General features: G+C 67.2%; 7 protein-coding genes and 1 tRNA gene. All 8 read left to right on the plus strand.

Translation table 11 applies throughout. The features are described from left to right. Window positions 1-68 precede the first annotated feature (68 nt). The 8 genes from LG391_RS04635 to LG391_RS04670 all read left to right on the plus strand — a co-directional run bounded on the left by LG391_RS04635 (window position 69) and on the right by LG391_RS04670 (window position 14,902). Window positions 69-3,095: a BPTD_3080 family restriction endonuclease gene (locus LG391_RS04635; RefSeq protein ID WP_225766813.1), complete on the plus strand. Its 3,027-nt coding sequence runs from the start codon at window positions 69-71 to the stop codon at window positions 3,093-3,095. Next, window positions 3,092-4,957: a DUF262 domain-containing protein gene (locus LG391_RS04640; protein WP_225766814.1), complete on the plus strand. Its 1,866-nt coding sequence runs from the start codon at window positions 3,092-3,094 to the stop codon at window positions 4,955-4,957. Before LG391_RS04635 ends, LG391_RS04640 begins: the two co-directional genes overlap by 4 nt. Further along, a complete protein-coding gene (locus tag LG391_RS04645; RefSeq protein WP_225766815.1) occupies window positions 4,957-7,770 on the plus strand; it encodes a site-specific DNA-methyltransferase in 2,814 nt (937 codons plus the stop codon). Before LG391_RS04640 ends, LG391_RS04645 begins: the two co-directional genes overlap by 1 nt. Further along, window positions 7,770-8,297: a hypothetical protein gene (locus LG391_RS04650; RefSeq protein WP_225766816.1), complete on the plus strand. Its 528-nt coding sequence runs from the start codon at window positions 7,770-7,772 to the stop codon at window positions 8,295-8,297. Before LG391_RS04645 ends, LG391_RS04650 begins: the two co-directional genes overlap by 1 nt. After that, window positions 8,294-10,312, plus strand: a complete 2,019-nt coding sequence (locus LG391_RS04655) for a 3'-5' exonuclease (RefSeq protein ID WP_225766817.1) — start codon at window positions 8,294-8,296, stop codon at window positions 10,310-10,312. Before LG391_RS04650 ends, LG391_RS04655 begins: the two co-directional genes overlap by 4 nt. Window positions 10,313-10,561: 249 nt before the next feature. Further along, window positions 10,562-13,606, plus strand: a complete 3,045-nt coding sequence (locus LG391_RS04660) for a calcium-binding protein (RefSeq protein WP_225766818.1) — start codon at window positions 10,562-10,564, stop codon at window positions 13,604-13,606. A gap of 133 nt (window positions 13,607-13,739) precedes the next feature. Further along, window positions 13,740-13,815 (plus strand) — tRNA-Thr (locus tag LG391_RS04665). A 472-nt stretch (window positions 13,816-14,287) separates the two neighbouring features. Further along, window positions 14,288-14,902 carry a Crp/Fnr family transcriptional regulator gene (locus LG391_RS04670; RefSeq protein WP_225766819.1) on the plus strand — a complete coding sequence of 205 codons (615 nt, stop codon included), beginning with the start codon at window positions 14,288-14,290 and terminating at the stop codon, window positions 14,900-14,902. The last annotated feature ends 3 nt before the right edge of the window (window positions 14,903-14,905 follow it).

Genomic DNA, 14,905 nt, shown 5'->3' on the forward strand with positions numbered 1-14,905 from the left:
AGGCGGTGCGTGCACCGATGGTGCCCACGGCCTGCGCAAGCCCATTCCGATTCTGCTTCGACAGGCACATGAGCCAGTTTTTCGAGTCACCGATCCTCAACTCGCCCTACGAGGCGCCGGGCCGCCATTGGGAGCTCGACGCCAACGGCCAGCCGACGACGCTGATCGTGCCGCGCCGGCGCCCCAGCGCGCTGGTCTCGCCGATCCCGAAGCCGAAGAAGGTCAGGGGCAAGGCGGTGCAGCCCGACCTGCTGGCCGATGCCGACACCGGCCAGGAATACAACCCCACCGAGGTCATCAACGGCATCCGCTCGGCGGTGGAAAGCTGGCGCACGCTGCCCGAGAGCCAGTGGCAGGTGACGCCGTCTACGGCCCGGCTGCTGCGTCACTGGCGCAGCCACGAGTTCGCCAACCAGCGCCCCTTCTTCTGCCAGATCGAGGCGGTCGAGACGGTGATCTGGCTGACCGAGGTGGCGCCGCGCAACTCCTCCCAGGGGCGCCGCTTCTGGACGCATCTGGACGCTGCCAACGCCGCGTCGAACCCCGAACTGCTGCGCCTGGCGCTGAAGCTGGCGACGGGCGCGGGCAAGACCACCGTCATGGCGATGCTGATCGCCTGGCAGACGGTGAACGCGGTGCGCCACCCCAATGCGCGGCGCTTCTCCAAGGGCTTCCTGGTGGTGACGCCCGGGATCACGATCAAGGACCGGCTGCGGGTCCTGCTGCCCAACGATCCCGACAGCTACTACAAGTCGCGCGAGATCGTGCCCGAGGACATGCTGCCCGACCTCGGCCGCGCCAAGATCGTCATCATCAATTATCACGCCTTCAAGAAAAAGGACGAGCTGCCGCTGAACAAGGTACAGCAGGCGGCGCTGCGCGCCACGCCCAGGCCCGAGAGCGATGGTGCGATGATCCGCCGCGTGGCGGGCGAACTGATGGGGCTGAAGAACATCGTCGTGCTGAACGACGAGGCGCATCACTGCTATCGCGAGCGCCCGCTGACGCCGGAGGAGCAGGCCGCGCTGAAGGGCGACGACCTCGCCGCGGCGAAGCAGAACAACGAGGCCGCACGGCTGTGGATCTCCGGCCTCGAGGCAGTGAAGCGCGAGCTCGGCCTGCAGATGGTCTACGACCTGTCGGCCACGCCCTTCTTCCTCAAGGGCTCGGGCTACCGCGAGGGGTCGCTGTTCGGCTGGGTGATGAGCGACTTCTCGCTGATGGATGCGATCGAGTGCGGCATCGTCAAGCTGCCGCGCGTGCCGATCATGGACAACGTGCCGGGCGGCGACACGCCCCTGTTCCGCAACCTGTGGGAGCATGTCGGCAAGCACCTGCCGAAGAAGGGGCGCGCCAGCGAGAAGGGGCTGGACCCGCAGAAGCTGCCGAACCAGCTGCTGACCGCGATCGACGCGCTCTACGGCCATTACGAGAAGACCCATAAGCTGTGGCGGGAGGCCGGGATCAGCGTCGACCCGGTCTTCATCGTGGTGTGCAACAACACCGCCACCTCCAAGCTGGTGCACGACTACATCGCCGGCTACGTCCGCGACAACGGCGACGGCACCGAGACGCCGGTCGCCGGCCGCTGCCCGCTGTTCCGCAACTTCGATCCGGACGGCGCCGCTCTGCCGCGCATGCGCACCCTGCTGATCGACAGCCAGCAGCTGGAATCGGGCGAGGCGATCTCGGCCGAGTTCAAGGAGGCCGCGAAGGAGGAGATCGCCCGCTTCAAGGAGGAGCTGATCCAGCGCACAGGCGACCGCAGGGCAGCCGAGGCGGTCGGCGACGACGCGATCCTGCGCGAGGTGATGAACACCGTCGGCCGCAAGGGCGCGCTGGGCGAAGGCATCCGCTGCGTCGTCTCGGTGTCGATGCTGACCGAGGGGTGGGACGCCAACACCGTGACCCATGTGCTGGGCGTCCGCGCCTTCGGCACCCAGCTGCTGTGCGAGCAGGTGATCGGCCGGGCGCTGCGCCGCCAATCCTACGCCCTGCAACCGGACGGCAAGTTCAAGGTCGAATACGCCGACGTGCTGGGCATCCCCTTCGACTTCACCGCCCAGCCGGTGGTGTCGAAGCCGTCGAAGCCGGACGACATGGTGCGCGTCCATGCCGTCAGCCCTGAGCGCGACGCGCTGGAGATCCGTTTCCCGCGGGTCGAAGGCTATCGCGCCGAGCTGCCGCAGGACACCTTGACCGCCGCATTCACGGCCGACAGCACGCTGGAGCTGACGCCCGAGCTGGTCGGGGCGACCGAGACGATCAACGCCGGCATCATCGGCGAGCAGGCGGACCTGACGCTCGAACACCTGGCCGAGCAGCGCCCGGCAACGATCGCCCTCAAGCTTGCCGTGCGCATCCTGCAGCGGCACCTGACCGACGCCGACAAAGTGCCGCAGCAGCATCTGATCATGCCGCTGAAGTCGATCGTCCGCCGCTGGATGACGGATCACCTGGTCTGTTCGGGCGGCACCTATCCGGCGCAGCTGCTCTACTACAACATCGCCGACCGGGCGGCGGAGCGCATCATGGCCGCGATCACCCGCGGCCAGGAGGGCGGCGGGGTCGTCAAGGTGATGCTGGATCCTTATAACCCGACCGGCTCGACCCGGCATGTCGGCTTCATGACCTCGCGCGACCGGTTCCAGACCGCGCCCGACAAATGCCACGTCAATTATTGCGTCCTGGACAGCGACTGGGAGGCCGAGTTCTGCCGGGTGGCGGAGCTGCACCCGCGCGTCCTGGCCTATGTGAAGAACCACAATCTCGGCTTCGAGGTGCCCTACCAGTGCGGCGGCGAGGTGCGGCGCTATCGCCCCGACTTCATCGTCCGGGTGGATGACGGCCGCGGCTCCGACGATCCGCTGAACCTCGTCATCGAGACCAAGGGCTATCGCAAGGAAGACGCCAAGGATAAGGCGGCGACGATGGAGACCTATTGGGTGCCCGGCGTGAACCGCCTCGGCACCTATGGCCGCTGGGCGTTCAGGGAATTCAAGGAGGTCTGGACGATCCAGAGCGAGTTCGAGGCGGTGATCCGCAAATGGCTGGATCAGGTGACGGGCGTGACGGTGACGGAGGCGGCGGCGTGAGCTTCGATACGACGAAGACGAACCTCAAGGATCTCCTGGAGGATATCGACGAGGGCAAAATCCAGCTGCCGGAGTTCCAGCGCGATTACGTGTGGAACGAGGACGATGTTTGCAGCCTGATCGCCAGCATCGCGAAGGGCTTCCCGGTGGGCGCGCTTCTGATGCTCGAGCGCGGCGGAGACGTTGCGTTCAAGCCACGAGGCATCGAAGGCACGAAGGTCGAGGGTATTGAACCCGAGCTTCTGCTCCTCGACGGCCAGCAGCGGATGACCTCCCTGTATAAGACCATCTATTCCAAAGAGCCTGCCCGCGTCCGGACAGCGAAGGGCCAGGTGGTCGAGCGCCACTTCTATCTCAGGATTCCTGCCACGCTCGGCCCCCTGGTCGAATTCGAAAGTGCGATCGAAACCGTTCCGGCCGACCGGATCCGTCGTGTCAACTTCGCCAAGGAGATCGAGCTCGACCTCTCCTCGATCGAACGTGAATACGAGAATCTCCTGTTTCCCCTCGACCAGGCTCTCGATCCCGTCGATTGGATCTTCGCCTGCCAGGAGTATTGGGCCGACCGGGATTCGACAGTCAGATCGCTGCTGACGGATTTCCGGAAATCCGTCCTCAGCCCAATTCAATCTTACGCGATGCCGGTCATCAGGCTGTCCAAGGCGAATAGCCGGGAAGCGATCTGCACGGTCTTCGAGAAGGTCAACGTCGGAGGCAAGAAGCTCGACGCCTTCGAACTCGTGACGGCGATCTATGCCGCGTCCAGCTTCGACCTTCGGGAAGACTGGGCCGGCACGAAAGAAAAGCACGGACGCCTGGGCCGCATGAGAGCGTATCTCCCTGCTAAGGGCGTCTTCGCGGATCTGGCCAGCACCGACTTCCTTCAGGCCTGCACGATTCTTCATACCCTGGACCTCCGCAACACGGCCATTGCCGAGGGGAAGGCCGGCAAGGAGCTTCCGCCGGTCAGTTGCACGCGCGAAGCCCTGCTGGGCCTGCCCTTGTTGGCCTATCGCAAGCATGCCGATGCGGTCGAGAAGGGGTTTGTCGAAGCGGCCAAGTTCCTCAACGAGCAGAAGATCCTGTGGGGACGGGACTTGCCCTATCCGCCGCAGATGGTGGCGATGGCGGCGCTGTTCGCGCTGCTTCCGGCGGAGCGAAGGACTGCCGTTGCCTATGCTCGCCTCGCCGAATGGTACTGGTCGGGCGTCCTGGGGGAATTCTACGGATCGGCGACGGAAACCAAGATCGCCCGGGATGTACCCGACCTTCTGGCGTGGCTGGAGGGCGGACCACAGCCCCGCACGATCGCCGAGACGTTCTTCCAGGTCTCCCGCCTGGATACGATGCGGTCACGGCTCTCAGCGGCCTACAAGGGATTTCACGCCCTGCTCATGCGGCGCGGCTGCCGGGACTTCATCAGCGGCAAGGGTGTGGAGGTGATGACGGTCTATGCCGATGCGCTGGACATCCACCACATCTTCCCGCGGCGGTGGTGCGAGGATCGGAAGATTCCGCCATCTGTCTACAACAGCATCGTCAACAAGACCGCCCTTTCGGCCGCATCGAACCGGACGATCGGCGGGGATGCACCCAGCCGGTATCTCGCCCGCATCGAGACCAGGTCCGGAATCTCCTCCGATGATCTCGATGAGATTCTGCGATCGCACCTGATCGATCCCGCTGCGTTGCGCGCCGATGACTTCGAAGCCTTCTACAAGGCCCGCAAAGCTGCGCTGGCCAGCCTCGCTGCTGAAGCACAAGGCAAGCCGGTGATGGTCGATGCTGCGCCGCCCGAAGGCTTCGCCGATGACGACGGAATGACCGTCGACGAAGAAGAATCGCTGGAAGAGGTCGCCTGATGGCCAAGTCCCCCCTCGAAGTCGAGGCGCTGACCCACAAGGAGGCGACCCGCCGCAATGCGCCGACGGCGGAGCTGGAGCCGTTCGTCGATGACGAAATCAAGCGGCCGATCCTGGCGGTCTATCGGCGGCGCGACCCCGATCTCGACCCCCAGCTGGTTTGGCGTGGGAAGGATGTGGCGGACTGGTCGGACCTGGTGGTCAACGCGCCGCCGCTCTACATCCAGGAGAAGATCCACCCCAAGGCGATCATCGAGGACCTGAAGCGTGCCGCCAGGCGCAAGGCCGAACCGGAGCCGATGGCCGACCTGTTCGCCGACTTCAACGGCCTGGACCCCGAGCAGCGCACCGAGTTCTACCAGCACGACCAGCACTGGTCGAACCGGATGATCCTGGGCGATTCGTTGCAGGTGATGGCGTCGCTGGCGGAGCGCGAGGGGCTGAAGGGGCAGGTGCAGTGCATCTATATCGACCCGCCCTACGGCATCAAGTTCAACTCCAACTTCCAGTGGTCGACCACCAGCCGCGACGTAAGGGACGGCAAGGCCGACCACCTGACGCGCGAGCCTGAGCAGGTGAAGGCATTCCGCGACACCTGGGCGGACGGCATCCACTCCTATCTCACCTATCTGCGCGACCGGCTGACCGTGGCGCGCGACCTGCTGTCAGAGAGCGGCTCGATCTTCGTCCAGATCGGCGACGAAAACGTCCATCGCGTGCGGGCGCTGATGGATGAGGTGTTTGGGAATGAAAACTTTGTTTCTCAGATACAGATGAAAAAGTCTGGCGGCGCTACCAGCTCCTTCTTGCCTGGCATTACCGATTTCTTGTGTTGGTTTGCGAAAGATAGATCAAAACTCAAATATAGAACTATCTATCAGGCTGATGGATCACGTCGGGATGAGGATTATGGACTTATTGAGTTTGGCATCGATCAGTGGGCAACGGCGACCGAGGCCGAGGCAAATGGTCTTAGTGGTCGGGCACTACAGCTCATTACGCTGACCAGCCAACGGCAGGGGCGTGACACGTCTGAAGCTTCGGCAATGGGATATGCCTTTCCCTTTCGAGGCATCGACTATCGACCTTCGAAAGGCCGGGGTTGGACGACGACCAAGGAAGGTATGAAGCGGCTTGACTTAGCCTGCCGAATTGCACGGTCCGGGTCGAACATTCGATTGAAGAAGTATCTGGACGACGCGCCAGGTCAGGTGGTGACTGATTTCTGGGATGACATAATCGCCGGTGCCGGGCGGGATAAGGCATACGTGGTCCAGACTGGAGCGGCGGTGATCCAACGCTGTATCCTGATGACCACCGATCCCGGCGACCTCGTGCTCGATCCTACTTGTGGGTCAGGCACGACGGCTTACGTCGCCGAGCAATGGGGGCGGCGGTGGATCACGATCGACACCAGCCGGGTGGCGCTGGCGCTCGCCCGGGCGCGGATCATGGGTGCGCGCTATCCCTGGTATCTGCTGGCCGACAGCCGCGAGGGGCAACTGAAGGAGGCCGAGGTCACACGCACGCCGCCTCGCGACGCCCCGACCCATGGCCGCATCCGCCAGGGCTTCGTCTACAGGCGCGTGCCGCACATCACGCTGAAATCCATCGCCAACAACGCCGAGATCGACACGATCTGGGAGCGGTATCAGCAGACGCTGGAGCCGCTGCGCGCCGCGCTGAACCAGAGCCTGGGCCAGGACTGGCAGGAATGGGAGATCCCGCGCGAGGCCGGCGCCGGCTGGCCGGAAGCGGCGACGGCGGCGCATGCGGCCTGGTGGCAGGCGCGGATCGCCCGGCAGAAGGAGATCGACGCCTCGATCGCCGCCAAGGCCGAGACGGAATACCTCTACGACCAGCCCTATGAGGACAAGGGCCGGGTGCGCGTCGCCGGGCCGTTCACGGTGGAGAGCCTGTCGCCCCACCGCGTGCCGGCCGTCGACACCGACGACAGCCTGTTCGACGAGCTGGAGGCCGCGGAGGGGCGGCGGAGGAAGGCCGACCCGTCCACGGCGAACGAAAGCTTCGACTTCGCCGGGATGGTGCTGGAGAACCTGCGCAAATCGGGCGTGCAGCAGCGCGACCGGCAGGACCGGCTGGTCTTCGCCTCGCTGAAGGGCTGGCCCGGCCGGTTCATCTGCGCCGAGGGCATGGTGCGGCAGGCTTCCGACGCCGAGGACACGCCGCCGCGCCGTGCCGCCATCCTGGTCGGCCCCGAATACGGCACCGTCGCCCGCGTCGACCTGGTCGAGGCGGCGCGAGAGGCGGCGGATGCCGGCTTCGACCTGCTGATCGCCACCGCCTTCAACTTCGACGCCCATGCCAGCGAGTTCGAGCGGATCGGCCGGCTGCCGGTGCTGCAGGCCCGGATCAACCCCGACCTGCACATGCCCGATTTGGCCGCGACCGGCGCCGGCAACCTGTTCACCGTATTCGGCGAGCCCGACATCGCGGTGCATGACGAGGGCGAGGGACCGGACGGCGAGAGGCTGATCTCGATCGAGGTCGCCGGCATCGACATGTACAAGGGCGGCCAGATCGAGAGCGCCGATGCCGACGACATCGCCGTGTGGTTCCTCGACACCGACTACAACTACGAGAGCTTCTTCGTCCGCCACGCCTATTTCCCCGGCGCGAACGACCCCTACAAGGCACTGAAGACCACGCTGAAGGCCGAGATCGATGAGGACGCCTGGGCCAGCCTGAAGCGCACCCGCTCGCGCCCCTTCCCCAGGCCGGCCTCCGGTCGCGTGGCGGTGAAGGTGATCAACCATCTCGGCGACGAGGTGATGAAGGTGGTGGGGGTGTGATGCAGTCCGACCTGGCCTGGGTGCGCCGTTCTGGCCGACTGATCCGGATGGTCAGCGAGCTGCATCGCATGGGCTACCAGCACGCCAGGATCATGCCCTATGAGTATCCGCTGGCGTATCGGATTGTGATAGCGCCTCGATCCGAGTTCTCGCTGATGAACGGCGCCTACTTCAACGAAGGACCATCGAGAAACTTCGCCAGATACAGCAGCGCCGATGAGAATCACTACTTTGGATGGAAAGACGCCGAAGCCGACAACGCCCGTCAGCTCGCGGACAAATTTGTCGCTCGCTTTCCAGAGCTGATTCGCTCGATGTGCGGAAGCGATTGGCGATATGCCGGTTGGCTTGCCGATCTGCTCAGCCACCTGGAACGATTCCCCGGACGGCTGCCGATTGTCGTCGCTGAAAGCCTGGAGACACTACCCGAGGCGCTCCCGTTTCTGCCGCTGAAGTTATATGGCCCGCGCTCCTCCGAGGATGACGGCGAGGACAGGCACTTTCCACTTCCACCGCCGCCAGTATGACCCTCCTTTACGCCTCCACCTTCCAGGCCGCGCTGGGTCGCCTGACCGCGCAGGAGCAGAAGCAGGTTAAGGTCACCACGTTCGACCTGATGCTCGACCCGCGCGGCAACGGGCTGCAGATGCACCGGATCGAGAAGACAGACGGCTTCTGGTCGGTGCGGGTCAGCCAGGACCTGCGCATCATCCTGCACAAGGCGGGCGACGCCACGCTGCTCGCCTATGTCGACCACCACGACGCCGCCTACCGCTGGGCGGAGCGGCGGCGCCTGGTGCCGCATGAGCGCACCGGGGCGATGCAGTTCGTCGAGATCCGCGAGGTGGTGGAGGAGGAACGGGTCTCCGCCCCCGTCCGGATGGCGCCGGCCCGGCGCCTCTTCGCCGCGCTGACCGACGACCAGCTGCTAGACGTCGGCGTGCCGCGCGAGTGGCTAGCGGCGGTGCGGGAGACCACAGAGGACGACCTCTTCACGCTGCTCGAGGCGCTGCCGGCCGAAGCCTCCGAGGCGCTGCTCGACTATGCCGCCGGCGGCCGGATCGAGGATCATGTCGCCTTCATGGCGCTGCCGCATGCCGACCCCTTCGCCCATCCGGACGCGCAGCGCCGCTTCCGCGCCGTGGACGGCGTGGAGGAGCTGCGGGCCGCGCTGGACGCGCCGTTCGAGCAATGGGCGGTGTTCCTGCATCCCACCCAGCGCGCCCCGGTCGAGCGGCGCTGGTCCGGCCCCGTCCGGGTGTCCGGCAGCGCCGGGACGGGCAAGACGATCGTGGCGCTGCACCGCGCCGTCCATCTGGCGCGCCGCAATGCGGATGCCAGCGTTCTGCTCACCACCTTCTCGGACTCGCTCGCCGCGGCGCTGGCCGCGAAGGTCGAGATCCTGACGGCGGCGGAGCCGGCACTGCGCGCCCGCATCGCCGTGCGCGCGCTCGACCGGGCGGCGCTGGAGATCCATGAGCGCGCCTTCGGCCCGGCGACGCTCGCCTCGGCCGACCAGATCCGCGCCGCGATCAAAGCGGCGAAGGATGAGGGTCTCGGCGCCGGACTCACGCCCGAATTCCTGTTCGAGGAATGGGAGGAGGTGGTCGACGCCTGGGCGCTGGCCGACGAGGAGAGCTATGCCACCGTGCCGCGGCTCGGCCGGAAGACGCGGCTGGGCGCGAAGCAGCGCGCCGAAGCCTGGGCGGTCTTCGCCTTCCTTCGCGCCCGGCTGGCCGAGCAGGCGCTGCTGACCTGGCCAGCGCTCTACGGACGGCTGACGGACCGGCTGGCCGGCGGCAGCCCGTTCCCCTACACCCACATCGTCGTCGACGAGGCGCAGGACCTGACGGTCGCGCAGGCGCGCTTCCTCGCCGCGGCGGGCCAAGGCGGGGCGGAGGCGCTGTTCTTCGCCGGCGATCTGGGCCAGCGCATCTTCCACCTGCCCTTCTCCTGGGCGCGGCTGGGCATCGACATCCGCGGCCGGTCGCAGACGCTGAAGGTGTGCTACCGCACCTCGCACCAGATCCGCACGGCCGCTGACCGGCTGCTGCCCAGTGCCATCGCCGACCTGGACGGGATCGAGGAGGGCCGGCGCGGCACGGTCTCCGTCTTCGACGGCCCGCCGCCGGAGATCGCTCTGGCGGAGGACGAGGCGGAGGAGACGGCGCGGGTCGCCGGCTTCCTGCGCGGCTGTCTCGAGAGCGGCATGCGCCCGGGCGAGATCGGGGTGCTGGTGCGCGGCCCCGGGCAACTCGATCGAGCCAGGGCTGCGGCGGAGGGGGCGGGAGAGCCGGGCGTCGTCATCGCCACCATGCACGACGCCAAGGGGCTGGAGTTCCGCGCCGTGGCGGTGATGGCCTGCGACGAGGACGTGATCCCCGATCCAGCACGCCTCGCCGCGGTGGGAGACAGTGCGGATCTGGAGGCGGTCCACGACACCGAGCGGCATCTCCTCTACGTCGCCTTCACCCGGGCGCGCGACCGACTGCTCGTGTCCGGCTTGAAGCCGGGGTCCGAGTTCATCGACGACGTCAAATAGCCCCTAACCGCCCAGAAAGTTAGATTTGCCCCTCCAATCGGGGGGTGACGACCCCCCGGGCCCGATGGTCGTATGGCGGCCACCGCGGCGGTTGCCGCGGCATGGGCCGCGTCCACTCCCGGATGCGCGCGCATCGATCCTGCCGCTCCCGCCGATCCGGCTCGGCGGGCATCCGGATCGCGGCGCGTGCCGTTTGCGGATCGGGAGTGGGCGCCGGCTTCTGCGATTTCAACGGAGCGGATTTCATCCATGGCCACCTATACCGGCACCGAAGGCGCCGACACGCTCACCGGCGACGGCGATTCCCTGTACGGCTTTCGCGACAATCTCTACGGCCTCGGCGGCAACGACACGCTCAATGGCGGTCTGGCGTCCGATACCGCACTCGGCGGCGACAGCAACGACACCCTCAACGGCGGATTCCAGGGCGACCTCCTGATGGGGGATGCCGGCGCCGATATCCTGCAGGGCGGCTCCGGCGTCGACACCCTGATGGGCGGCGAAGGCGCCGACATCGTGCGGGCCGGCACCGGCGACGACATCGTCATCATCGACGATCCGGCCGAAGGCGTCGGCGACCAGGTCGACGGCGGCCTCGGCTTCGACATGCTGATGATCGACTATTCCGGCCGCTCGGCGGGGCTGTCCTTCGCCGTGACCGATCCGGTCGCTGCGCGAACGCTGCCGAGCAGCGCCAGGATCGTGAACATCGAACAGTATAACATCACGGGAACGGATTTCGCCGACACGCTGACGGGTGGCCGCTGGACCGACATCTTCCTCGGCGGCGACGCCAGGGACACGCTGCGCGGCGGCGGCGGGTCCGACCAGCTCGACGGCGAGGCGGGCGACGACATCCTGGAAGGCGGCAACGGCGCCGACGTGCTGACGGGCGGAGGGGGCGCCGATTCCGCCCGCGGCGGCTACGGCTGGGACTACATCACGGGGGGTGCCGGGGCCGACAGCCTCTACGGCGAGGCGGGGACCGACTGGATCTATGGCGGCGACGATGCCGACCTGCTCGATGGCGGCACCGGGGGTGATACCCTGTCCGGCGGCACCGGGGACGACAGGCTGGGCGGGGGCGACGGCGATGACGACCCGACGGGCGGCGCCGGCGCCGACACGATCTCGGCCGGCGGCGGGGACGACACGGCGACGGGGGCGATCGGCCAGGGCGCCGACCAGATCAACGGCGGCGGCGGCACCGACCGGCTGGTCGTGACCGGCCTGGCCGGGAACTTCACGGCACAGGCGTCCAACGTGACCGGCCAGCTCGCCGACGGAACACGCTTCGTCGGCTTCGAAGCCTATACGATCAGCGGGACGGCGGGGGCCAACACCATCCGCGGCTATGCCCTGGACGACGTCCTGAAGGGCCTGGGCGGCAACGACACGCTTGCAGGACGGGCCGGCGACGACGTGCTCGACGGCGGGACCGGCATCGACGTCCTCGACGGCGCGGACGGAAACGACCGGCTGATCGCCGCCGGCGGCGGTGCCGACACGATCCGTGCCGGCGCAGGCGTCGACACGATCGAACTGGACCGCAGCGCCTTTACCACGGCGCTGACCTTCACCGTCTCGGGCGCCCCCGCGACCCTGTCCGAGGGCAGCGTGATCTCCGACGGCGAGATCTTCCTGATCACGACCGGATCCGGCAACGATACGCTCAGGGCCGGCACCGCGCAGCAGGTCGACTTCACCGGCGGGGCCGGCAACGATATCCTCGGCGGCGGCACGGGTGACGACAGGCTGTCCGGCGGCGCGGGCAACGACACCATCGGCGGCGGCGACGGCGACGACACCATCCGCGACGCCGGCGGCACCAACACCATCAATGCCGGCAATGGCGACGACGACATCCAGGTCGACGTCACCGCCGCCGGAACCAATGCCAGCAGCATCGTCGCCGGCGCCGGCAACGATGAGATCTATCTCGGCGTCAACGGAACCGGCGTCAGCGCGACGTTCCGGGCCGACGGCGGGACGGGCACGGACTACGCCTGGATCGACCGCAACGACGGCACGGCGAACATGACCTTCACGCTGTCGGCGAATGCGGCCCTGGTCAATGGTGGCGTCACCCTGCTCAACGTCGAGCGTGTTCATATCGAAACGGGCTCGGGCGCCGACCGGCTGACCGGCGGCGCGCTGGACGACGAGTTCAAGAGCTTCGGCGGCAACGATGTCCTGAACGGGCTCGGCGGCGACGACACGCTGCTCGGCGGCGATGGCGCGGACACGCTGCTCGGCGGCGACGGCAACGACGTGCTCTGGGGCCGAGACGGGCTCAGCGACGCTTTCGCCGACTCGCTCGACGGCGGCGCCGGCGACGACGCTTTGCACATCAACAAGGGCGACACCGCCGCCGGCGGCGCCGGGAACGACCGCATCTTCATCGATCTTCGGGACGAGAATGCGGGCGTGACCTTCGCCTTCACCACCGGCACGGTCAACGTGGACGCCACCACCCGCTTCAGCGGCATGGAGTCGCTGGAATTCGACGGCAGCCGGGGCAACGACACGGTCACCGCCGGGGCCTTGGACGATCGGCTCGAGGGCAACGGCGGAAACGACGTGCTCCGCGGCGGCGCCGGCGGCGACACGATGTTCGACGGCTCCGGCAGCGACCAGCTGTTCGGCGATGCCGGCAATGACAGCATCACGCGCGACTACAGCACCAGCGGCGAACTCGACCGCTTTGCCGGAGGCGACGGGATCGACACCTTGTCCTTCATGGGCGACATCTTCCTGTCGGTGATCCTGGACCTGGCCGACAGCAGCAAGAACAACGGCTTGGCCAAGGGGCTGACCGTGTCGGGCTTCGAGATCGTCAACGGCAGCATCAACGACGACGATATCCGCGGCGCCGCGGTCGCGGAGTCGTTCTCGGGCGATGCCGGCGACGACACCCTGGACGGCCGGGCCGGTGACGACGTTCTCGAGGGCGGCGCCGGCGGCGACCTGCTGACCGGCGGCGCCGGCCGTGACTGGTTCGTCTTCGGCGCGGACGCCACCGCCTCGGGCGACCAGATCACCGACTTCACGCGAGGCACCGACCGGATCGTGATCGAGCGGTCGGGCTTCGGGCTCGACGCCGGCTACCAACTGTCGCTGGTCACCGGCGCCGACCCGCAGGCCACCGGCAACGGGCCGCAATTCCTGTTCGAGACCAACACCGGCCGGCTCTGGTTCGACGCCGACGGCGCCGGCAACGAGGCGGAAGCCGGGCTGGTCGTCACCCTGACCGGCATCACCACGCTGGCCCAATCGGATTTCCTGCTGGAATGACGTCTCCGAAGCCGCCCGGGGAAGCTCTCCCCCGGGCGGCACCGTCCTGTCGCGGCAGCAGGCCGCCGGAATTGCCGGATGGCCCTGCTGCCGCTGGACAGAGGCGGCGGGACTCGATAGGGAATGGGCCGGCGCCGGATTAGCTCAGTCGGTAGAGCAGCGGTTTTGTAAACCGAAGGTCGCGGGTTCGACCCCTGCATCCGGCACCATTCCCCCCTTGTCGTGGGCCAGTCACCCCTGTTCGCCGCGCCCGCCGGGAGCGCCGTGTCACCGTCCCGGGCCGCCGATGGGCGGATCTTCATTCATCATCCCGCTTGCGATCGGTCGATATCGATCGCCGATATCCAAAATTATCCTAAGTTAATTTCTGAAAATCTGCTTCTGAAAACCACAGCTATCGCCCTTATACTTGCGAGGTACAGGATCTTCAACAACATACCTGCCATCGATCCCGGATAATCCGAAACAATGCGGCGCCGAGAGCGGTGACGTTATTGTGACGCGTTCGAATCAGGAATTCGCAGCGGATGCTCTGCGCCGGCTGACGATATTCGGGACCTGCAAGCCGCAACGGGGCGTTCGTTGGAGAATAGTCTGGGGGCGCGGAATCCGGGTTCGCCTGAGCCGTCGCGGAATCTGGTCTCGCTGCTGCGCCTCTCCGCCGCCGATCCGCGGCAGACGATGGCCAGGGCCGGCCAGGAGATCTGGCCCGAGGGGCGGCCGAACCCGCCTGTCATCCACATCACCGCGGGCTGGGCGGCCCGCATCCGGCGACTGCCCGGCGGGGCACGGCAGATCGTCCGCTTCCTGCTGCCGGGCGATATCGCCGGGCTCCATTCCCAGTTCCTCGGGGCCTCGATCAGCGCGTTGCAGGCCATCACCGACGTGTCGCTGGTGGAGATCCGCCCCGGCCGGCTGCGCGACCAGATCCGGCAGATCCCCGAGCTCGGCTACGAGATCGGCCTTCTGGCGGCGCGCGAGAAGCGCGACCTCGAGGACCAGCTGCTGGCCATGGGCCAGGACGGCGGCCTGGGCAAGGTGGCGTTCCTGCTGACGACGCTGTTCCGGCGGGGCGTGCAGGCCGGGCTGGTGTCCGGCGCCCTCCTGCCCTTCCCCCTGACCCAGCGGCATGTCGGCGACGCGCTGGGCCTGTCCGTCGTCCATGTCAACCGGATGCTGCGGCAGCTGCAGCGCGAAGGCCTGGTGCGGCTGAAGCGCGGCCGGCTGGAGATGCTGGACGAGCCGGCGCTGGCCGCGATCGGCCATGTCCCGGACCGCCGGGACGACGCGCCCTGAGCC

The organism is Inquilinus sp. Marseille-Q2685 (assembly GCF_916619195.1).
Classification (GTDB): domain Bacteria; phylum Pseudomonadota; class Alphaproteobacteria; order DSM-16000; family Inquilinaceae; genus Inquilinus.